Annotated in this window: 25 protein-coding genes; 16 read left to right on the forward strand and 9 right to left on the reverse strand. The window is 72.7% G+C overall.

Annotated elements, in window-relative coordinates:
* Positions 1-10: 10 nt before the first annotated feature.
* Both HDG68_RS07155 and HDG68_RS07160 read left to right on the forward strand, forming a co-directional pair.
* Positions 11-1,150 carry an RDD family protein gene (locus HDG68_RS07155; RefSeq protein WP_172150649.1) on the forward strand — a complete coding sequence of 380 codons (1,140 nt, stop codon included), beginning with the start codon at positions 11-13 and terminating at the stop codon, positions 1,148-1,150.
* Between the two features lie 242 nt (positions 1,151-1,392).
* Positions 1,393-2,424, forward strand: coding sequence for a S66 family peptidase (locus tag HDG68_RS07160; RefSeq protein ID WP_172150651.1), 1,032 nt, complete (start codon positions 1,393-1,395; stop codon positions 2,422-2,424).
* 12 nt (positions 2,425-2,436) lie between these two features.
* On the opposite strand, the gene HDG68_RS07165 is transcribed toward HDG68_RS07160, so the two are convergent.
* Positions 2,437-3,270 carry a LuxR C-terminal-related transcriptional regulator gene (locus tag HDG68_RS07165; protein ID WP_172150653.1) on the reverse strand — a complete coding sequence of 278 codons (834 nt, stop codon included), beginning with the start codon at positions 3,268-3,270 and terminating at the stop codon, positions 2,437-2,439.
* A gap of 94 nt (positions 3,271-3,364) precedes the next feature.
* On the opposite strand from HDG68_RS07165, the gene hxlB reads away from it, so the two are divergent.
* From hxlB to HDG68_RS07180, 3 genes are all read left to right on the forward strand, one after another.
* A complete protein-coding gene (hxlB, locus tag HDG68_RS07170; protein ID WP_172150655.1) occupies positions 3,365-3,961 on the forward strand; it encodes a 6-phospho-3-hexuloisomerase in 597 nt (198 codons plus the stop codon).
* Between the two features lie 72 nt (positions 3,962-4,033).
* Entirely contained in the window at positions 4,034-4,657 is a 624-nt protein-coding gene (gene hxlA, locus HDG68_RS07175) for a 3-hexulose-6-phosphate synthase (RefSeq protein ID WP_172150657.1), read from the forward strand.
* Positions 4,658-4,917: 260 nt separating this feature from the next.
* Positions 4,918-6,354 carry an MDR family MFS transporter gene (locus tag HDG68_RS07180; RefSeq protein ID WP_343037473.1) on the forward strand — a complete coding sequence of 479 codons (1,437 nt, stop codon included), beginning with the start codon at positions 4,918-4,920 and terminating at the stop codon, positions 6,352-6,354.
* A 3-nt stretch (positions 6,355-6,357) separates the two neighbouring features.
* On the opposite strand, the gene HDG68_RS07185 is transcribed toward HDG68_RS07180, so the two are convergent.
* Positions 6,358-7,857, reverse strand: a complete 1,500-nt coding sequence (locus tag HDG68_RS07185; RefSeq protein WP_172150660.1) for a glycoside hydrolase family 43 protein — start codon at positions 7,855-7,857, stop codon at positions 6,358-6,360.
* Positions 7,858-7,967: 110 nt separating this feature from the next.
* Between HDG68_RS07185 and HDG68_RS07190 the strand changes: the two genes are divergently transcribed.
* Positions 7,968-8,504: a nitroreductase family deazaflavin-dependent oxidoreductase gene (locus HDG68_RS07190; protein ID WP_172150662.1), complete on the forward strand. Its 537-nt coding sequence runs from the start codon at positions 7,968-7,970 to the stop codon at positions 8,502-8,504.
* A 31-nt stretch (positions 8,505-8,535) separates the two neighbouring features.
* Here HDG68_RS07190 and HDG68_RS07195 read toward each other — a convergent pair whose 3' ends face one another.
* On the reverse strand, positions 8,536-9,699 hold the full coding sequence (locus HDG68_RS07195; RefSeq protein WP_172150664.1) for a ThuA domain-containing protein: 1,164 nt from the start codon (positions 9,697-9,699) through the stop codon (positions 8,536-8,538).
* Positions 9,700-9,949: 250 nt separating this feature from the next.
* Here HDG68_RS07195 and HDG68_RS07200 point away from each other — a divergent pair, with 250 nt between their 5' ends.
* Positions 9,950-10,276, forward strand: a complete 327-nt coding sequence (locus HDG68_RS07200; protein ID WP_172150666.1) for an STAS domain-containing protein — start codon at positions 9,950-9,952, stop codon at positions 10,274-10,276.
* On the forward strand, positions 10,273-10,725 hold the full coding sequence (locus HDG68_RS07205) for an ATP-binding protein (RefSeq protein WP_172150668.1): 453 nt from the start codon (positions 10,273-10,275) through the stop codon (positions 10,723-10,725). Before HDG68_RS07200 ends, HDG68_RS07205 begins: the two co-directional genes overlap by 4 nt.
* A 3-nt stretch (positions 10,726-10,728) precedes the next feature.
* On the opposite strand, the gene HDG68_RS07210 is transcribed toward HDG68_RS07205, so the two are convergent.
* Positions 10,729-11,865, reverse strand: a complete 1,137-nt coding sequence (locus tag HDG68_RS07210) for a GTP-binding protein (RefSeq protein ID WP_172150670.1) — start codon at positions 11,863-11,865, stop codon at positions 10,729-10,731.
* Between the two features lie 100 nt (positions 11,866-11,965).
* On the opposite strand from HDG68_RS07210, the gene rpmB reads away from it, so the two are divergent.
* The 7 genes from rpmB (at position 11,966) to HDG68_RS07245 (ending at position 14,990) form a co-directional block, all read left to right on the forward strand.
* On the forward strand, positions 11,966-12,202 hold the full coding sequence (gene rpmB / locus HDG68_RS07215) for a 50S ribosomal protein L28 (protein ID WP_172150672.1): 237 nt from the start codon (positions 11,966-11,968) through the stop codon (positions 12,200-12,202).
* A complete protein-coding gene (gene rpmG, locus HDG68_RS07220) occupies positions 12,202-12,369 on the forward strand; it encodes a 50S ribosomal protein L33 (RefSeq protein WP_172150674.1) in 168 nt (55 codons plus the stop codon). The genes rpmB and rpmG overlap by 1 nt, the downstream gene beginning before the upstream one ends.
* Positions 12,369-12,674, forward strand: coding sequence for a 30S ribosomal protein S14 (gene rpsN / locus HDG68_RS07225; protein ID WP_172150675.1), 306 nt, complete (start codon positions 12,369-12,371; stop codon positions 12,672-12,674). Before rpmG ends, rpsN begins: the two co-directional genes overlap by 1 nt.
* Before the next feature lie 11 nt (positions 12,675-12,685).
* Positions 12,686-12,964, forward strand: a complete 279-nt coding sequence (locus HDG68_RS07230) for a type B 50S ribosomal protein L31 (RefSeq protein ID WP_172150676.1) — start codon at positions 12,686-12,688, stop codon at positions 12,962-12,964.
* Positions 12,964-13,086, forward strand: coding sequence for a type B 50S ribosomal protein L36 (gene ykgO, locus HDG68_RS07235; RefSeq protein ID WP_172150677.1), 123 nt, complete (start codon positions 12,964-12,966; stop codon positions 13,084-13,086). Before HDG68_RS07230 ends, ykgO begins: the two co-directional genes overlap by 1 nt.
* Positions 13,087-13,096: 10 nt before the next feature.
* Complete coding sequence (gene rpmF, locus HDG68_RS07240; protein WP_172150678.1) at positions 13,097-13,264, forward strand: 50S ribosomal protein L32; 168 nt, start codon at positions 13,097-13,099, stop codon at positions 13,262-13,264.
* Between the two features lie 109 nt (positions 13,265-13,373).
* Positions 13,374-14,990 (forward strand): Ig-like domain repeat protein, encoded by a 1,617-nt coding sequence (locus HDG68_RS07245; RefSeq protein ID WP_172150679.1) that lies wholly within the window; start codon positions 13,374-13,376, stop codon positions 14,988-14,990.
* A 48-nt stretch (positions 14,991-15,038) separates the two neighbouring features.
* Here the strand turns inward: HDG68_RS07245 and HDG68_RS07250 are convergent, their stop codons facing one another.
* Entirely contained in the window at positions 15,039-15,404 is a 366-nt protein-coding gene (locus HDG68_RS07250; protein ID WP_172150680.1) for a hypothetical protein, read from the reverse strand.
* Between the two features lie 6 nt (positions 15,405-15,410).
* Positions 15,411-15,722, reverse strand: a complete 312-nt coding sequence (locus tag HDG68_RS07255; RefSeq protein WP_216648140.1) for a hypothetical protein — start codon at positions 15,720-15,722, stop codon at positions 15,411-15,413.
* A 69-nt stretch (positions 15,723-15,791) separates the two neighbouring features.
* Between HDG68_RS07255 and HDG68_RS07260 the strand changes: the two genes are divergently transcribed.
* Positions 15,792-16,424 (forward strand): GNAT family N-acetyltransferase, encoded by a 633-nt coding sequence (locus HDG68_RS07260; RefSeq protein ID WP_172150681.1) that lies wholly within the window; start codon positions 15,792-15,794, stop codon positions 16,422-16,424.
* Here the strand turns inward: HDG68_RS07260 and HDG68_RS07265 are convergent.
* The 3 genes from HDG68_RS07265 to HDG68_RS07275 are packed head-to-tail and all read right to left on the reverse strand — an operon-like array spanning position 16,394 to position 18,494.
* Positions 16,394-17,206: an aldo/keto reductase gene (locus HDG68_RS07265; protein WP_172150682.1), complete on the reverse strand. Its 813-nt coding sequence runs from the start codon at positions 17,204-17,206 to the stop codon at positions 16,394-16,396. The genes HDG68_RS07260 and HDG68_RS07265 overlap by 31 nt on opposite strands.
* A complete protein-coding gene (locus HDG68_RS07270; protein ID WP_172150683.1) occupies positions 17,203-17,670 on the reverse strand; it encodes a nitroreductase/quinone reductase family protein in 468 nt (155 codons plus the stop codon). The genes HDG68_RS07265 and HDG68_RS07270 overlap by 4 nt, the downstream gene beginning before the upstream one ends.
* Entirely contained in the window at positions 17,670-18,494 is an 825-nt protein-coding gene (locus tag HDG68_RS07275) for an aldo/keto reductase (RefSeq protein WP_172150686.1), read from the reverse strand. Before HDG68_RS07275 ends, HDG68_RS07270 begins: the two co-directional genes overlap by 1 nt.
* Between the last annotated feature and the right edge of the window lies 1 nt (position 18,495).

Below are 18,495 nucleotides of genomic sequence, written 5' to 3' on the forward strand. Positions count from 1 at the left end.
GGATCCGGCCATGACGACGACGGTGCCCGGTCCGGCCGGTCCGCCCCCGCCCGCTGCGTCGTCGCCTCCGCCTCCGCCGTCCGTGGCCGCGCCGCCGTCGGAGGGCCCGTTCACCCCGGACCGTCCCCGCGCGTCCTGGTGGAACCGGGTGCTCGCGGTGCTGCTGGACTCGGCGGTCATGGCGAACGTGGCCTGGTTCGCGACGGGCGGCGCGCCGTCGTTCGCCGCCCTGCCGATGTGGGGCACGCAGGATCCGCCCCTGGCCCCGGAGGCGACCTGGTGGACGGCCGGCACGCTGCTGGTGCTCGTTGTCCTGCAGGCCTACACGGGCATGACGCCGGGCAAGCGGGTCGCGGGGATCAGCGTCGTCGACGCCGGCTCGGGGCGCCCGATCGGCTTGCCGGGGACGGTGCTGCGGTTCCTGGCGCACCTGATCGACGCGATCTTCATGGTCGGGTACCTGCGGGCCGCCTGGCATCCCGAGGGCCGGACGTTCGCCGACTCGCTGCTGGGCACCGTCGTCGTGCGCACCACCCGGCCCGTGCCGCACCGGTGGGTGGCGTGGGTCCGACGACGGCGGGACGCCCGGGTGCCGTGGCTGCGGTGGCCGTCGGTCGTGACCGGGGGCGTCGCGCTCGTGGTGTGCGCCGCGGCTGCTGCGGCGAGCCTGGTCCAGGGTGGTGGTGGCGGAGAGGTGATGTCGACCGAGGAGACGTCGTGCACGAGCGACGGGCCGAACGTCGCGACGGCGCTGGTCGGCAGCTCGTACCGGAGCACGGGTGAGACCCGGCTCGGGGTGTGGCGGACCGCCGACGAGTCGTGGCGCGTGGTGGTCGGCTGGTCCACCGGGCTCGGCGCCGACACCGCGGACAACCCGGACGCCGAGCCGGCCGAGGCCGCGCTGAGCGTCCGGTCGCCGGCCGGTGAGTCTTACGCGTCGGAGCTCGACCCGATCGACGGACCGACCGAGACCGATCCGCTGTGGTGGTCCATGCCGGACATGGTCGCGGCGACCGGTCTCGACGTTCCGCAGGACGTCTCCGGTTGGGAGGCACGGGCGACGCTGCGCGACGCCGACGGATCGGTGCTCGCCGAATGCACGACGACGGTGCCCCCGGTCGGGTCGGACCGAGCCCGGTCGGGGCGTTGACGTCGCCTCCACCGGGCAGCGTGGTCGACCGGGCGTGGGCTACTGCAGCCCGAACCCGCCGTCGGACGTGATGACCTGGCCGACGATCCAGGACCCCTCAGGGCCGACGAGCGGGAGATCGTGTGCGCTGCGGGCGTGTGCAGAAGTCCCTGTGCAAAGTGGGGACCAGCACGGGTCCGGGCCGCCCCGATCGCGTCGATATGGCGGTGACCACTGAGCAGGCGATGTGCGATGGTCCACCCATGGTGAGCTGGCCCCGACTCTTGCAGCCCGGCGATCGCATCGGCGTGACCGCGCCGTCGTCCGGCGTCCCGGCACCGTTGCGAACGCGGCTGGACTTCGCCGTCGCGTGGCTGCGGGATCGCGGCTACGACGTCGTGCTCGGCGAGTGCCTCAAGGGCTCCTCCCACGTCAGCGCTCCGGCGCAGCGGCGGGCTGACGAGCTGATGGCGATGCTGCTGGACCCGCAGGTGCGCGCCGTCGTGCCGCCGTGGGGCGGGGAGACCGCCGTCGACCTGATCCCGCTGCTGGACCTCGACGCGCTGCGCGCCGCCGAACCGACCTGGGTGGTGGGGTTCTCCGACATCTCCACGCTGTTGACCCCGCTGACCCTGGTCTCGGGCTGGGCGACGCTGCACGGCACGAACCTCATGGACACCCCGTACGAGCAGGTGCCGACGCTGGCGCACTGGCTCGACGTCGCCACCGGCGCGGCCCGGCCCGACGGCGTCATCAGGCAGTCCGCACCCGGCGTCCACCGAGCCTCCGGGTTCGACCGGTGGGAGGACGACCCGACCGTGACCGCGTACACCTGGGACGGCACCGGCTCATGGCGACGGCTCGACGGCGACGGCCCGGTCGACGCCTCGGGCCGGGTGATCGGTGGGTGCCTCGAGACGCTCGGACCGCTGGGCGGCACCCGGTACGCCGACACGTCCGCGCTGCGCGGCCCCGACGGTGACGACCCGCTGCTGGTCTACGTCGAGGCGGCCGAGGCCGACGCCTACAGCACCTGCCGCACGCTGCACGGGTTGCGCCTGAACGGGTTCTTCGACGGTGCGACGGCGGTCATGGTGGGCCGGACGGGCGCCCCGGACGGAGCCACCCTCACCCAGGACGACGCGGTGCTCGACGCTCTCGGCGGCCTCGGCGTGCCGATCGTGGCCGACGTCGACTGCGGGCACGTGCCTCCGCACCTGACGATGGTCAACGGGGCGTGGGGGCGCCTGGTGCACGACGGCGGCACCTGCGTCCTGGAGCAACGCCCCGGCTGAGCACGTCTCGTCTCAGCCGCGCCGGGAGCCGCCGCCTGCGAGCGCGGCCAGCTCGGCGCGGTTGGTGGCGCCCACCTTGCGCAGCAGGTTCGCCACGTGGAACTTGACCGTGTTCACGCTGATCGCGAGCTGCTCGGCGACCTCGCCGTTGCGGCGCCCGGCGGCGACGAGCGTGAGGACGTCCCGCTCCCGGAGGGTCAGGGCGACGTCGGCGTCCAGGCCGAGCTCCGGCGTCGGCGGGTCCAGCGGCAGCGTGATCGCCAGGTTCGACCCCCACCCGCGGGTCGCGTCCACGAGGAACGTGCCGTGCAGAGCGCTCACCCGCTCGGCGATGGGCCGCAGGCCGTCGTCGTGGACGTCCCGGTCGCCGGAGCCGTCGTCCCGGATCCCCATGAGCAGATTGCGTCCGTCGCAGTCCCAGTGGATGCGGACCCGCCGGGCGTCCCCGCGGTCCAGCAGGCCGAGCACGGCGTTGCGCACGATGGCGCGGGCCTCGTGCGCGACGACCTCCGGCAGCGCACACCCGGTCGGCGGCGGTTCGACGAACTCGACGTCGAGCTGACCGAACCGGATCAGCGGCCGCAGGTCGTCGCGCAGCAGCGCGAACGCCCCGACCACGGGTTCCAGCAGGTTGCCGACCCGGGCCTCGGCGGTGGAGCGCAACGTGACCAGGGCGCTGGAGGCGACGTCGACGGCGGTCGCCCGGGCCGTGGCGTCGTCGAGCCGGCGGGAGCGCAGGACGGCGAGGATCGACTCGAGCTGCACGGCGTGCCGGTCGGACTGTTCCGCCAGGGCGCGGCGGTACTCGTGCACCAGGGAGTCGGTCGGTGCCGGGGCAGTGTCCACCCCGGCACGCTACCCCCGGACCTGCCCGGACGGGTAGGTCGGCCACCCACCCGGGGCGATGTTACGGCCTCGTCGCGAGACGCACGATGGCGGCATGCCCGACACCGCAACCATGCTCGACACCCGCTCGACGGCGGCCGCCGCCGTCGACCTCGTCCTGGGCGAGGTGCAGTCCCTCCTCACCCGGATCCAGCAGGAGCAGTCCGGCCGGCTCCAGGAGCTGGCCGAGGCGGTCTCCGCGGCGGACCGCGTCTTCGTGCACGGCGCCGGCCGTTCCGGCCTCGCCGTGCGCGGCCTGGCCATGCGCCTCATGCACCTCGGCAAGCCCACCTTCGTCGTGGGCGAGACGACGACGCCGGCGATCGGTCGTGGCGACCTGCTGCTGACCGTGAGCGGCTCGGGCAGCACACCCGGCGTCGTGCGGGCCGCGGAGTCGGCCTGCGGAGCCGGCGCCCAGGTGGCCGCCATCACCAACAACGCCTCGTCCCCGCTCGGCCGCCTCGCCACGGTGACCCTGACCGTCGGCGCCGCGTCCAAGACCGACCACTCCGGGACGGCCTCGGCCCAGTACGCCGGGAGCCTCTTCGAGCAGGGCGTGGCCCTGGTCGGGGACGCGCTGTTCCACGACCTGTGGCAACGCTCCGGCCTCGACGCGGCCGACATCTGGCCGCGGCACGCCAACCTCGAGTGAGCGGCCGGCGGCCGAACCGCCCACCTCACCACTCCACTACCTCGCACCTCCGTACGACCGAAAGGCACGACCATGAAGCTGCAGTTCGCCATGGACACCCTGACCACCACCCAGGCCCTGGAGTGGGCGGCCGCCGCGGCGCCGCACGTCGACATCCTCGAGCTGGGCACCCCGCTCATCAAGAGCGAGGGACTCGCCGCCGTCACCGCCGTCAAGGACGCGCACCCGGACAAGACCGTGTTCGCCGACCTCAAGACGATGGACGCCGGTGCGCTCGAGGCCGAGATCGCGTTCAAGGCGGGCGCCGACCTGGTCACCGTGCTCGGCACCGCCGGTGACAGCACGATCGCCGGTGCCGTCCAGGCCGCCGAGACCCACGGCAAGGGCGTCGTCGTCGACCTCATCGGCGTCGCCGACAAGCCGGCCCGCGCCCGCGAGGTCGTCGCCCTCGGTGCGACCTTCGTCGAGATGCACGCCGGTCTGGACGAGCAGGCCGAGGAGGGCTACTCCCTGGAGACCCTGCTGCGCGCCGGCGCCGAGGCCGGGGTGCCGTTCTCCGTCGCCGGGGGCGTCAAGGAGAGCTCGATCGCAGCCGTGCAGGAGTCCGGCGCGCAGGTCGCCGTCGCGGGCAGCTCGATCTACAGCGCCGACGACGTCGCCGCCGCGGCCGCCGCGCTGCGTGCCGCCGTCGTCTGATCGGTCGCTGCCACCCGCGAGATACCGGTCGGTCGGCGAGATACCGATGCATCGACGGGTCGGCCGGCGACCGGCCGGTATCTCGGCGACGGGTCGGTATCTCGCGGGCCGGTGGGGTCCCGGCACGGTCCTGGTGGGTCGGGAGAGAGGGCGGTCCGGTGCGGGTCTGCTGGGTCCGGAGGGCTCGTGGCGAGGAAGGAAGGATGCCTCAAGACGGACCGTCCGGAATACGGGACGCTTGACCGGGGCTTGTGATCGACGTGCCCTCGACGACGACCTCGGTCGGCCTGCGCTCCGAGCGCGGCCCCATCCTGCTGTCCCTCATGCTGTCCACGGCGCTCGTCGCCCTGGACGCGACGATCATCGCGACGGCGTCGGCGACGATCGCGAGCGAGCTGGGGGCGTTCGAGCAGGTGCCGTGGCTGTTCTCGTCCTACCTGCTCGCCCAGGCGGTGAGCACCCCGTTGGCCGGACGCCTCTCGGACATCTTCGGGCGCAAGCGCCTGATCCTGGCCGGTGTCGGGCTGTTCCTCGTCGGGTCGATCCTGTGCGGTGCGGCCTGGTCGATGGGCGCGATGATCGCCGGGCGGGTGCTCCAGGGCCTCGGCGCGGGCGCCGTGATGCCGGTCTCGCAGACCATCGCCGCCGACATCTACACCCTGGAGGAGCGCGCGAAGACGCAGGGCTACCTGGCCTCGGTGTGGGCGATCTCCTCCGTGGTGGGCCCGACGCTCGGCGGCGTCTTCTCCGAGTTCGTGTCCTGGCGGTGGATCTTCTGGATCAACATCCCCCTGTGCGCGGTGGCTGCCTGGATGCTGATCCGGCGGTATCACGAGTCCCCGCTCGATGGTGAGCGCGAGCCGATCGACTACGTCGGCGCCGTCCTGCTCACGGGCGGCAGCACCCTGCTCCTGCTGGGCCTGCTCGAGGGCGGCACCACGTGGGGCTGGGCCTCGGTGCCGTCCGTCGTGATCCTGACGGCCGCCGTCGTGCTCGCGGCAGCCTTCGCCTGGCACGCCCTGCGCGCCACGCACCCGATCCTGGACCTGCGGCTGCTGCGCCGCCGGGTGATCGGTGTCGCCACCGCGATCTCCCTGGTCGTGGGCATGGTGGTGCTCGGCCTGGCGACGTACGTGCCGATCTACGCCCAGGGTGTCCTCGGCTTCGGGCCGCTCATGGCGGGCTTCGCGCTGGCCGCCATGATGGTGGGCTGGCCGCTCTCGGCGTCGAACGCGGGGCGGCTCTACCTGCGTCTGGGGTTCCGGCTGACGGCGATGATCGGCTCGGTGCTGGTGATCCTCGGGACGGCACTGACCCTGCTGCTGGGCGACGCGTCCCCGCTGGTGGCCGTCATGGGCACGACGTTCCTGGTGGGCACGGGGATGGGGCTGACGGCGGTGCCGACGCTCATCGCGGCGCAGTCGTCGGTGGGGCACGCCATCCGCGGTGCCGTGACCGGCGTGAACATCTTCGCCCGCTCGCTCGGATCGGCCCTCGGGGTGGCGGTCTGCGGCGCGATCGTCAACGCGGTCGCCACCGTCGGCCCGGACGGCGAGCCGACGGGTCCGGCTCTCATGGACGCGATCCACCTGGTGTTCTGGGTGGTCGCGGTGTGCGGCGTCGTGATTGCCGCGCTGTCGGTGTTCATGCCGGCCGACCGGCAGGCGGCCCGGGAGCGGCGTGCCTCGCTGCGGTAGCCGTCAGGTGGGTTCCTCGCCGCGGTAGCGCAGCTCGCGCACGGTGACGCTGCCGGTGGTGACGCCGACGCCGACCGTGCGGCCGGTGAACCCGCCGGCCACCTCGGTGGAGAGGTAGCGGCCGTCGAGGCGGCCGAGCTCGAGCGTCCCGTCGGGTCCGTGCACGACGGCGAGGATCTCGTCCGGTCCGCGCTCGCGCGGGAGGGTCGACGACGCCGGTGGCCGGGTCTGCAGCTCCAGCGTCGTCGCGGCGTCGTGCCGGGCGGTGTCCAGGACCTGCTCGAGCGAGCCCACCCGTGCCACGGCGCGCACCTGGTCGTCGGTGACCTCGAGCGCGACGGCGTGGCGCGGGTCGATGCGGATCTCGAGCGCCCCGCGCCCGTCGGGCACGTCGAGCCGGGCCGTGACGGTGATGTCCCTGTGCTGCTGACGCCGTCCCACGAACACGGGCCCTGTGACGTCGTCGGGCCGGGTGAGCACCCAGCCGTCCGGGCCGGGCCGCAGCGCCTGGCCGGGGTAGGCGCCGACCCCGACCCACTCCGGGCCGAGCCGGACCCCGGGCAGCGCAGGGTCCGGCAGCGCGGTGTCCGGCACCCCGTCGGCGCCGTCCCCGGTGAGAGGTTCGAGGGCGGCGCCCCGGCGGGGCCATCTGTCGGTCCAGACGATCTCGGTGCCGAACGTCTCGCGGCCGAGCACGTGCCAGCCCGGGAAGGTCCCGCGGTGACGGACTCCGAGGTAGAGGGCGGCCCAGGTCCCGTCGGGTCGCTGCACGAGGTCGGCGTGCCCGGTGCTCTGCACGGTGTCCGAGGTGCCGCGGGCGGTCAGCAGCGGGTTGTGCGGGCTCGGTTCGAAGGGGCCCGACGGTGTGGGGCCGCGCGCGATCGTGACGGCATGGCCCAGGCTGGTGCCGCCCTCGGCGATCAGCAGGTACCAGGTTCCACCGACCCGGTACAGGTGCGGTCCCTCGGGGGCGTGCCCGCCGGTGCCGCTCCACAGCCGACGGGGCGCGGTGAGCAGCCGGCCGGTGGCGGGGTCGAGCTCGGCCTGGCGGATCCCGTCGTCGGACCACGTGAGGTAGCAGGTGCCGTCGTCGTCCCAGGCCAGGTCGGGGTCGATCCCACCGGCGTCGGCGATGCGCACCGGCTCCGACCAGGGTCCGGCGGGGTCCTGGGCGGTGACGATCAGGTGTCCGCCGCCGTCGGAGACGTTGGTGGTGACCAGCCAGAACCGGCCGTCGTGATGGCGCAGCGTGGGGGCGTAGATCCCGCCCGACGGCGGAGCGTCGGCCGGGAGCTGGGAGGCCCGGTCGAGCGCGGAGCCGATCTGCTCCCAGTGCACCAGGTCGGTCGAGCGGAACACGGGGACGCCGGGGACGTACTCGAAGCTGGAGCAGGCCAGGTAGTAGGTGTCGCCGACGCGGCACACGGTCGGGTCGGGGTGGAACCCGCTGACGACCGGACGGACGGCGTGCGGGGGAGCGGTCGGGACGTCGTCGGCGGTCATGGCACGAGCGTGCCACAGGCACCCGATCCGGGCGCAGGACCTTGTGGTGGCGCCCGGACGACGCTACCTTACACAGTAAGGGGCGCCCGCCCCGGAAGGTGAGGAGCACCATGTGGCAGTGGATCACCGGGATCGTCGGGGGCGCGCTGGCGCTCGCGGTCGCCGCCGGCGTCGGCCTCGTCGTCACGATGCGGACCAAGTGGGACCCGGGCCTGCGCCTGGTCCGCCGCGTCAACAAACGGTTCACCAATCCTCGGGTGCTGGGCAGCGCGGGCGGGTCGGGGGAGTCGACGGCGGTGATCCACCACGTCGGACGCCGGTCCGGGCGGGAGTACGCCACCCCGATCGGCCCGGCGCGTACCGACCTCGGTCTGCTGGTCACGCTGCCCTACGGTCCGACGACGGACTGGGTGCGCAACGTGCGGGCGGCCGGCTCGGCCCGGCTCGACCTGGACGGGGCGACCCTGCGCGTGACGGACCCGCGCCTCGTCGACCTCGACGAGGCGGCACCGCTGCTGCCTGCGGGGGAGCGGCGGGTCGCCCGGATCTTCGGCGCGACCGACTTCCTGCTGCTGACGGTCGCCCCGCCGGAGGGTACCTCGGTGGCCGAAGGGCACACCGAGGCCGAGGGCGCCGGGCCGTCCTGAGCCCGACGCCCTCGGCGTCGTGCCGGTCGGGCTAGAGGCCGGCCTTCGCCAGGCCCTTCTGCCAGTCGACGAGGTCGTCGATCTTGTCCTCGAGCTCGTCGCCGGCGTCGCCACGCACGAGCGCGTCCGCGAGCACCGCCGTCGGGCGCAGGATGAGCGCCGACTTCCGCGGGTCACCGGCGTCGGCCGCCGCCTGGGCGCGGTCGAGACGCCGCTCCAGGATCCGCACGGCGGCGCGGTCGCGACCGGAGGCGTCGGGGAGCTCGTCGACGAGGCCGTCCACCTCGGACCAGGTGACGCAGTTGCCGCCGCCGTCCAGGTCGCCGGCGGTCCAGCGGATGCCGCGCAGCACGGAGGTCAGGAAGGTCGGGTCGGACCACGACTCGTCGACGTGGCCGGCGCCCTGGTGCCAGGAGCGGCCGCCCTCGAAGTTCTGGCACCAGGCGATCGGGTGGTCCTCACCCATGGTGCCGCCGGAGTAGGTGGACTCGTCCAGCGTCATGAGGACGTGGACGTCGCCGCGCGGGTTGAGCGTGTAGTTGTACCACTCGTCCCAGCGCTCCCACTCGAGCGGGACGCCCTGCATGGAGGGGTGGGCGGGGCTCTCGACGCGCATGGTGGCGGTCTGCTGCTGCGGGTGCCCGGCGAACCGTGCGCCGCCGCCGATGAGCTGGGTGAACCAGCTCGAGGTGTGCATCGTGTCGGTGGCCGCGTGGATCCCGACGACGCCGCCGCCGTCGTGGACGTAGCCCTGCAGGGCGGTGAGCTCGGCGTCGTCGAGGAGCCGGGGCTGGGCCGGGTCGAGGTTGTTCGTGTTGTCCACCGGCGAGACGAACACGATCGAGTCGTACTGCTCGAGGTCGTCGGCGGTGGTGAACGGAGTGGAGTCCATGGTCAGCTCGGGCTGGCCGGGGGACCCGGGGCCCCACCAGCCCCCGGAGTCGTTCGGCGGGTCCCAGACGTCGACGTCGTAGCCGTGCTCGTCGCCGAGGTCGATGAGGGCGTGCGTCGTCTCGTCGATGTGGGAGTGGCGGAACCCGAGGGTCTTGCCGACCACCAGGATCCTGTCGAGGTCGACGTCGCCCTCGGGGCCGTCGGCGGATGCCGGCGCAGCCACGGTGGCCAGGCCGAGCGTGAGGGTGGCGGTGGCGGTCGCTGCCACGGTGCAGCGGGCCGCGCGGTGTCGTGTGCTCATGACGCTCCTTCGCGCATGCGACATATGTTGGCCCGTTCAACTTAACCCCGCCCGGGCCAGATGTCAGCAGTAGAGCGAAAGTCGTGTGCTGATCAGCAGAAGTGCACGGTGCCTGGTCCGCCGCCACCCTCGCGATGAGGATCCGGCGGTTCCGTGCCAGACTGCCGGACACACCACACAGGAGTTCGCCACGGCAGGGTCAGCCCTGCCTCCTCGACGCCTGTCGACCGCCAGGAGGAGGAACGGACGCGTGAATGCAGGTTCCCCGAGCGGGGGCGTGAAGGTCGCGCGCGACGGTGCGCTGTGGGTGATGTGGGGTGAGGTGGACTTCAGCGTCACGCACCAGGTGCGGGACGAGCTGGCCGCCACGCTCGACGGACGCCCCAAGACCATCGACCTGTCCGAGGTCACCTTCATGGATTCCTCGGGACTGCACCTGATCCTGATGAAGGTGACCCCGGAGACCCGCCCGCGGCTCGTCGGCACCCCCGAGGCCGTGCTCGAGCTGCTGGAGATCAGCGGTGCGCGCGAGCTCGTCGAGCTCGTCGACGATCAGCCGCCGGAGGAGACGTCATGAGCACGCCGCTGGATGCCGAGCTGCCGAACACGCCGCCCGCCGCCCACTTCACCGAGATCGCCCGGTGGACCCTGACCGACGTCGAGGAGGTCGCCGACCTGCGCGCGGACCTCCAGTCGCGGCTCGGCACCGACGGCGCCGGCGACCTCGAGTCGACGGCGGAGAAGCTCGTGCTCGTGGCCTCCGAGCTCGCCACCAACGCGATCCGGCACGGACTGCCGCCCACGGTCGTGCGCCTGATGGTGGGCGACGGCGCGTTCCTGCTGGACGTCGCCGACCACGACATCTCGTCCGCACCCCTGCTCGCCCCGGACCGCGACGCGGGACACGGCGGCCTCGGCCTGCGGATCGCCCGGCGGCTCGCCCTCGCCGTCGGGTGGTACACGACGACGACGGCGAAGCACGTCTGGGCCACGGTGGCGGGGCCGGCGGAGGAGCCCGGCGCCTGATCCTCAGACGTGCCGCAGGCCCAACCAGGGCGCCAGCACGTCCTCGCCGCCCAGCCAGGCCAGGCCGCCGTCGGCGAGCTCCTCGTCCGTCGCCAGCGCGGCCCGGAACGCCGCCGTGAGCCGGGCGCGCGCCGACTCGCCCTCGGCGATCGTGCCCGCCCCGACGACGACGATGCGGGTGTGCGGCTCGTGGCCCGCGGCGACCTCGTCCCAGGTGCCGAGGTCGGCGATGCACAGCTGCCCGCCGGCGCCGTCCCACAGGCACAGCGAGTCGGGGCGGTTGGCCACCCAGAACGCTCCGCGAGCGCGCATCTCGCCGGTGCCGAGCGCCTCGACCTGCTCGAGGAGCCGGTCCGGGTGGAACGGGCGCGGTGAGGACAGCTCCAGGCTCCAGCTCCGGTCGACGCCGGCGGTCCGGCCGACGGATCCGGGCAGGAGAGCGCCCCGTGCGCCCAGCGGGTGAGCGCGCCGTTCGGCGTCCTCGGTGCGGTGGGCGGATGCCGCGAGCTGGTCGACGCTCAGGGCGTGCAGGCCGTCGACCCGGCGGGAGTCGGCGGCGCGGAGCCGCTCCACGAGCCCGGACCCGGTGGCGTCGTCGCCGGTGGTGACCACCAGGTCGGCCTGCTCGAGCTGGGTGACGAGCGCCTCGCCGACGCCGCGCTCGTCGTCGTCGGTCAGGGCGAGGCCCCGCTCGGCGCACCAGTCGTCGGCGAGCAGGTCGAGCTCCGCCGTGTCGATGTCGACGACGACGGCGGTGCTCGTCAGGTGCAGCGCCGCCAGCTCCTCGCCGGGGCGGCACCACGCGGCGAGGCCGCGTGTGACGGGCAGCGGCTCGGCGGTGACGGGCAGCGCGAGCACGATGTCCGTCCAGCGGCCCGTGGCGGCCAGCCGCGCGAGCGTGGGGACGGCGTCCTCGCGCACGCAGCAGGAGACGCAAGCGTGCTCCAGCGGGATCGTCTCGTCCTCGACGACACCGGTGACGTCGACGACGACGCGCCGCAGCGTGCCGTCGGCCACGTGCAGGTCGTGCTTGACCGTGACGGTGCTCGGGGCGTCGAAGGCCAGCCCGGTCAGGGTGCTGTCCCGCAGCACGGGGTCGACGCCGACCAGGACGCTGAGCGAGGTGCGGTAGTCCGACATGGGAATCTTCCTAGATTGAGAATCATTATCAACAGTGGTTCACTATAGCCCATTACGAGGCGTCGGTCGGCGCCCGGCCCACCTCCGAAAGGACCACCACATGTCTGCCCACTGCCAGGTGCTCGGCACCTCGCCGGGGTTCGGGCACTCGATCTCGCACTCCCACGTGCGCTCGAAGCGCCGGTTCGACCCCAACATCCAGGCCAAGCGCTACTGGGTGCCCAGCCTGGGCCGCACCGTCCGGCTCCGGGTCAGCACCCGGGGCATCAAGACCATCGACCGCCGCGGCATCGACGCGGTCGTCGCCGACATCCTCGCCCGAGGGGAGAAGATCTGATGGCTTCCCGCACCGACCTGCGCCCCATCGTCAAGCTGCGCTCCACGGCGGGCACCGGGTTCACCTACGTGACCCGCAAGAACCGCCGCACCACCCCCGACCGGCTCGTGCTGCGCAAGTACGACCCCGTCGTCCGCCGCCACGTCGAGTTCAAGGAGACCCGCTGATGGCCAAGAAGTCCAATATCGCGGCCGACGAGCGCCGCCGGGAGGTCGTCGAGAGGTACGCCGAGCGCCGCGCCGAGCTCAAGCGGATCGTCGCCTCGCCGTCGTCCACGCCCGAGGACCGCGCCGTCGCCGTCATGGAGCTGCAGCGTCAGCCCCGCGACGCCAGCGCCACCCGGCTGCGCAACCGCGACGTCGTCGACGGGCGTCCGCGCGCCTACCACCGCAAGTTCGGGCTCTCCCGCATCCGCCTGCGCCAGATGGCGCACCGCGGCGAGCTGCCCGGCGTCACCAAGTCGAGCTGGTGAGAGGACCACCCATGAAGAAGGACATCCACCCCACCTACGGCCCCGTCGTGTTCCGCGACGCCGCCGCCGGCTTCTCGTTCCTGACCCGCTCCACGCTCGCCGGTGACACGCCGGCGGGGCCCGGGCGTCCCGCCGCCACGGTCGAGTGGAGCGACGGCCGCACGTACCCCGTGATCGACGTCGAGATCTCCAGCGCCTCCCACCCGTTCTGGACGGGCAGCTCCCGGGTGGTCGACACCGCCGGTCGCGTCGAGAAGTTCCGCCGCCGCTACGGCAAGGCGGGTGCGTGATGAAGGTCCGTTCGTCGCTGCGGTCCCTGAAGAACCAGCCGGGATCCAAGGTCGTGCGCCGCCGCGGGCGCACCTACGTCATCAACAAGCTCAACCCCAAGTTCAAGGCCCGCCAGGGCTGAGGAGGAACCAATGGCCGTCCCCAAGCGCAAGATGTCCCGATCCCGCACCCGCAGCCGTCGCGCGCAGTGGAAGGCGTCCCCGCCTGCGCTCGTCCCGGTCGACGCCGGTGGTCGCGTCGTCCCGGTGCCGCCCCGGTTGGCGCGCGCGGTCCGCGAGGGCCGGATCGACGTGCCGTGACCCGGAGGGATGACCAGGAGTTGACCAGTCCCTGAACAGGCCCTGGACAGATGCCCGAGGAGACCGCTACTGTCGCGGACATCGGCGACGGTGACGGGAGATCACTTCGATGACCAGCGGTTTCACCGCCCTCACCCGCACCGTGGCGATGGCGGTCGCCACCGCGCTGGGCCTCCTCACGATGCTCGTGGCCCCCGCCTCCGCGGCCGACGGGGACGACCCGCTCGAGACGACTCTCCAGGTCGCCCAGGTCGGGACGTGGCGCCCCGGCGGCCCTCTGGTGCTCGACATCTCGGCCACCGGGCCCGACGGTGAGCCTGTGGCCGCGGGGTTCCTCAGGGCCGGGGTCGGCGGGGTCACGGTCGATGACGCGAAGACCCTCACCGGCGAGAGTTCGACGGTCCGCTGGGTCGTCCCGACGCCTCCGGTGGCGGCAGGTCCCCACGAGGTGGCGATCGTCTACATGGGCAGTCGCGAGCACGCCCCGCAGCGCTGGGTCGGCACCCTGCACGTCGAGGAGGGCACGGGGCCGACGACGATGACCGTCGATCCGCCGCCGCAGGCCACGTACGGCGACTGGGTGACCTTCGTCGTCGACGTCGAGACGCCGACCGACCTGCCTGCCGACGAACCCGAGGGCCAGGTGGCGATCAGGTGGGACGACGCGTCCATGAGGACCCGGACGGCCCCGGTGTCCGGGGGAGAGGCGCACGTGCAGGTGTGGGCCGAGACGCCCGGACTGCACCACTACGAGGTCACCTTCTACAGCTCGGGTGAGGCCCGGACCGTCGCGGTCGGCGGGACGCTGGCCGTGGCCAAGGCCCGTCCCGAGCTGCGGGTCTGGTCCAACGACGTCCAGCAGGGGGTCATGAACACCGCCGGGGGCGCCTGGGAGGTGGCCGCACGCCTGGACTTCCCGTGGCGGGTCGACGGGACGATGTCGCTGTACGACGGCGACCGGAGGCTCGCGACCCGGGACGTCGCGAGCACGGCCTCCCGGGCCGCCGTCTTCACGCTCGCTCCCGACGCCGTCCCCGCCGGCCGGCAGCGGTTGACGGTCCGGCTGACCGACTCGCCGTACGTGGCCGACACCAGCGCCTCTCTCGACCTCGAGATCGTGAAGAACCCCGCGTCGATCAGGGTGGAGCGGGCCACGGATCGGACGCTGCAGTGGGGCAGGCCGCACAAGCTCCGTGTCGACGTCCGCAGCGTGGAGCAGTACTGGCCTGATCAGACTCCGACGGGCACGGTGAAGGTCTATCGGGGGACGAAGAAGGTCGGCGCAGCGACGCTGGACCGTTCCGGCGACGTGGTCGTGCGGATCAAGGGCAAAAAGCTCCCCGTCGGGCGGACGAAGCTTCGCTTCGTGTACTCCGGCGACACCGTCTACGAAGCCAGGACGAAGTACCGCACGGTCAAGGTGCACAAGGCCACGACGAAGATGCGGGCCAAGATCATCGACAAGACCGTGCACCGTCCCCAGCGTGTCAAGGTCCGGCTGCGCCTGACCTCGCCGTCCGACGTCGCTCTGACCGGCAAGGTCCGGCTCAAGGTGGACGGCAGGACGGTCAAGACGGTGCGGCTGAAGAAGAAGCACGACGGCTCGCGCACCGTCTCGCTGCCGCGCTCCGTGGGGCCGACGCACCACTACCTCAAGGTGGTCTACCGCGCGACGCCCACCAAGAAGAAGTCGGTCAAGGTGCCGCTGTACTTCAGGGTGTTCTGACGCGTCCGACGACCCGGGGTGCCGCGTCGCGGGACGCCCTCCCGGTGCTCACGTCGGCTCGCGCAGGAACTCCGGGCGCACCAGGTGTGACAGCTCGAACCGCACCGAGTGTCTGATCCTGTCGTCCAGGAAGCCGCTCAGGAGCTCCAGTGTCTCGGGGACGGCAGGCTGGGCCTCCTTCGCGCCCAGGCCCTGCACGATGAGCATCCGTGCCAGAGTCGAGACGGGGATGCCGAGGCGCTCCGCCTGCGAGGACAGGTCGGCGAACACTTCGGCGTCCAAACGCACCGACAGCACCTTCGGCGGCGTCCCCGGGGTGCGGCGCGTGCCCACTGCATCGGCTGGCAACGGCTCGTGCCTCGACTCCTCGGCGGCGTCCGCCTCGGCAGCGATCAGGTCTCGTGCGTCATCCATCTGTCGTCACTCCTTCCCGTCCTCGCCCGTGTATCGGCGCTGGTCGCCGGTGTCGGACTTCCACGCGGTGGCGCCCCAAAGGTTCTCGCTGTCCTCCACGGTGATCACTGTGATCAGGAAGCCCGCCGTGTCTGACCAGCCGATAGTCCGGACGCTTTGGCCGCTCGTGCTGGCGAAGTCGGGTCGGAACTCCACCGCGTAGGGGTCCGCGTATGCCTCGTTGGCCCACGCAGGTTCGATGTTCTGTTCGCCTGGCCCATACCGGTCGGTGCGCGTGCGGATGTGCTCGCTGCGATGCCGCCAGTCAGGTAGTGCCATGTATGACAAAATACTACAACGCCCTCACGGTATGGGCGCCCGACCCGATGGTGCTGGCAGACTCCGGGCATGACCGTGCTGATCGAACCTGCAGGTGAGGCGGACATCGGGGCCGGTGCCCGGCTGATCGCCGAGGCGTTCCGCGACGACGTCGTGGTGCGCCGGGTCGTGCCGGGCGACCACGACAGGGTCGATCGGCTGACCGACGTCTATACCGCGGCGCTGCGCACGGGGGCCTGCGTGTCGGGGGCGGTCGACGTCGCGCGGGCCGGTCCGGGCGGGCCGATCCTCGGGGTGGCCGTGTGGGAGGGGCCGCACGGTCGCCGCGACGTGCTGACCGAGCTGCGCGAGGTGCCGCGGTACCTGCGGGCGCTCGGGCTGCGGTACGTGCCGGCGGTCAGGGCCCGCCTGGCCCGGTGGGCGCGAGCCCGGCCGACGACGGCGCACTGGTACCTGGCTGATCTCGCCGTGACTCCTGCGGCCCGGGGGCGTGGTGTCGGGTCGGCGCTGCTGGAGCACCGGTTGCGGGCCGTCGACGCCGAGGCCCGGCCCGCCTACCTGGAGGCCACCGGCCCCGGCAACCAGCGTCTCTACGAGCGTTTCGGGTTCCGGGACCAGGGGCCGCTGGACGACGACGGCACCCCGGTGGCGATGTGGCGTCCGGCGGGCGGTCAGAGCTGTTCGACGACGGCCGGGTCCTGACCCTTGTTGCGGCCGTCCGGGCGCGCGAGCGTGGCCACGGCGTCCATCTCGGCGTCGGTGAGCGTCACCTCGAGGGCGGCGAGGTTCTGGCGCTGGCGGTCGGGGCTGCTGGCCTTGGGGATCGGCAGGACGCCGAGGCGGGCGTGCCAGGCCAGGATCACCGCGGGTACGCCCACCCCGTGCGCGGCCGCGATCTCGGTGAGCACCGGCTCGGTGAACAGGCTGTTGGCCCGCCCGAGGGGGCTCCAGGCCTGGGTGACGATGCCGTGGGCGGTGTCGTAGGCGCGTTGTTCGGCCTGGGGGAAGTAGGGGTGCAGCTCGATCTGGTTGACCGCGGGGGTGACGCCGGTCTCGGTGACGAGTCGGTCGATGTGCTCGGGCAGGAAGTTGGAGACGCCGATCTCGCGGACCAGGCCGCGTGAGCGGGCCTCGATCAGTGCCTGCCAGGCCTCGACGTACTGGTCGCGGGCGGGGTTGGGCCAGTGGATGAGGTAGAGGTCGAGGTGGTCGAGTCCGGTGCGGTAGACGGACTCCTCGATGCAGGCCAGGGCCTGGTCGTGGGCGTGGTGGCGTCCGGGCAGCTTGGAGGTGACGATGACGTCCTCGCGTGGGACGACGCCGGAGCGCACCGCCGCGCCCACGGCGCCCTCGTTCTCGTAGTTGAACGCGGAGTCGATCAGGCGGTAGCCGGCATGCAGGGCGGACTCCACGAGGCGTGCCGCCTCGCCCCCGTGCAGGCTGCCGGTGCCGAACCCGATCGCGGGCAGCGTCAGGGTGCTCATGAGTGCGGGGTCAGCCGGATCACGGGGATGAGGCGGTCGGTCTTGCGCTCGTAGCCGGCGAACTGCTTCGCCTGCTCGGTGATGCGCGTCCAGGCGGCCGCGCGCTCGTCGCCGTGGAGCTCGGTGGCCGTCACGGGAACCCTGCGCCCGCCGAGCTCGACGGCGGCCTGATCGGGGTGGGCGGCCAGGTTGCGGTACCAGTCGGGGTTCGACGCCGCCCCGCCGGCCGAGGCCACCACGAGCCAGCCGGCCCGACCGTCGGGCAGGTCGTCGCCGAACCAGGCCACCGGCGTGCTGCGCTCCTGACCTGAGGTCCGCCCGACGGTGACCAGGACGAGCACGTCCATCCCCATGAAGGGCTTGTCGCTGCGGCGGGCACGGGGTGTGACGAGCTTGTTCATCCAGCGCAGGAACCGTCCGGGCGGTGCGGCACCCCGCGTGCCCTGGGGGTGGGTGAACGTCATCACAGCTCCTCGTAGACGGCCGGGTCCTGGTCGGCGGTACGCCCGTCGGGGCGGCCCAGGCCCGAGATCCGGTCGACCTCCGCGTCGGACAGCTCGATGGTCGCGGCCTCGAGGTTCTGGCGTTGGCGGTCGGGGCTGCTGGCCTTGGGGATCGGCAGGACGCCGAGGCGGGTGTGCCAGGCGAGGATGACCTGGACGACGGAGACGCCGTGGTCCTCGGCGATGCCGGTCAGGACGGGATCGCGCAGCAGCTCGTTGGCGCGTCCGATCGGGCTCCAGGCCTGGGTGACGATGCCGTGGGCGGTGTCGTAGGCGCGTTGGTCGGCCTGGGGGAAGTAGGGGTGCAGCTCGATCTGGTTGACCGCGGGGGTGACGCCGGTCTCGGTGACGAGTCGGTCGATGTGCTCGGGCAGGAAGTTGGAGACGCCGATCTCGCGGACCAGGCCGCGTGAGCGGGCCTCGATCAGTGCCTGCCAGGCCTCGACGTACTGGTCGCGGGCGGGGTTGGGCCAGTGGATGAGGTAGAGGTCGAGGTGGTCGAGTCCGGTGCGGTAGACGGACTCCTCGATGCAGGCCAGGGCCTGGTCGTGGGCGTGGTGGCGTCCGGGCAGCTTGGAGGTGACGATGACGTCCTCGCGTGGGACGACGCCGGAGCGCACCGCCGCGCCCACGGCGCCCTCGTTCTCGTAGTTGAACGCGGAGTCGATCAGGCGGTAGCCGCCCTGCAGGGCGCGGCTGATCGTCTCGACGCCGTCGGCACCGTTGAGTCGGTAGGTGCCGAAACCGACGTCGGGCAGGGTCAGGTGCTCGGTGGTGTGCGGCAAC

It is taken from the genome of Isoptericola chiayiensis (assembly GCF_013149805.1).
Taxonomy (GTDB): domain Bacteria; phylum Actinomycetota; class Actinomycetes; order Actinomycetales; family Cellulomonadaceae; genus Isoptericola; species Isoptericola chiayiensis.

Coding starts and splice junctions, on each gene's coding strand:
- HDG68_RS07155 (WP_172150649.1), top strand. CDS start 11: ATGACGACGACGGTGCCCGGTCCGGCCGGTCCGCCCCCGCCCGCTGCG.
- HDG68_RS07160 (WP_172150651.1), top strand. CDS start 1,393: ATGGTGAGCTGGCCCCGACTCTTGCAGCCCGGCGATCGCATCGGCGTG.
- hxlB (WP_172150655.1), top strand. CDS start 3,365: ATGCCCGACACCGCAACCATGCTCGACACCCGCTCGACGGCGGCCGCC.
- hxlA (WP_172150657.1), top strand. CDS start 4,034: ATGAAGCTGCAGTTCGCCATGGACACCCTGACCACCACCCAGGCCCTG.
- HDG68_RS07185 (WP_172150660.1), bottom strand. CDS start 7,857: ATGACCGCCGACGACGTCCCGACCGCTCCCCCGCACGCCGTCCGTCCG.
- HDG68_RS07190 (WP_172150662.1), top strand. CDS start 7,968: ATGTGGCAGTGGATCACCGGGATCGTCGGGGGCGCGCTGGCGCTCGCG.
- HDG68_RS07195 (WP_172150664.1), bottom strand. CDS start 9,699: ATGAGCACACGACACCGCGCGGCCCGCTGCACCGTGGCAGCGACCGCC.
- HDG68_RS07205 (WP_172150668.1), top strand. CDS start 10,273: ATGAGCACGCCGCTGGATGCCGAGCTGCCGAACACGCCGCCCGCCGCC.
- HDG68_RS07210 (WP_172150670.1), bottom strand. CDS start 11,865: ATGTCGGACTACCGCACCTCGCTCAGCGTCCTGGTCGGCGTCGACCCC.
- rpmB (WP_172150672.1), top strand. CDS start 11,966: ATGTCTGCCCACTGCCAGGTGCTCGGCACCTCGCCGGGGTTCGGGCAC.
- rpmG (WP_172150674.1), top strand. CDS start 12,202: ATGGCTTCCCGCACCGACCTGCGCCCCATCGTCAAGCTGCGCTCCACG.
- rpsN (WP_172150675.1), top strand. CDS start 12,369: ATGGCCAAGAAGTCCAATATCGCGGCCGACGAGCGCCGCCGGGAGGTC.
- HDG68_RS07230 (WP_172150676.1), top strand. CDS start 12,686: ATGAAGAAGGACATCCACCCCACCTACGGCCCCGTCGTGTTCCGCGAC.
- ykgO (WP_172150677.1), top strand. CDS start 12,964: ATGAAGGTCCGTTCGTCGCTGCGGTCCCTGAAGAACCAGCCGGGATCC.
- rpmF (WP_172150678.1), top strand. CDS start 13,097: ATGGCCGTCCCCAAGCGCAAGATGTCCCGATCCCGCACCCGCAGCCGT.
- HDG68_RS07245 (WP_172150679.1), top strand. CDS start 13,374: ATGACCAGCGGTTTCACCGCCCTCACCCGCACCGTGGCGATGGCGGTC.
- HDG68_RS07250 (WP_172150680.1), bottom strand. CDS start 15,404: ATGGATGACGCACGAGACCTGATCGCTGCCGAGGCGGACGCCGCCGAG.
- HDG68_RS07255 (WP_216648140.1), bottom strand. CDS start 15,722: ATGGCACTACCTGACTGGCGGCATCGCAGCGAGCACATCCGCACGCGC.
- HDG68_RS07260 (WP_172150681.1), top strand. CDS start 15,792: ATGACCGTGCTGATCGAACCTGCAGGTGAGGCGGACATCGGGGCCGGT.
- HDG68_RS07265 (WP_172150682.1), bottom strand. CDS start 17,206: ATGAGCACCCTGACGCTGCCCGCGATCGGGTTCGGCACCGGCAGCCTG.
- HDG68_RS07270 (WP_172150683.1), bottom strand. CDS start 17,670: ATGACGTTCACCCACCCCCAGGGCACGCGGGGTGCCGCACCGCCCGGA.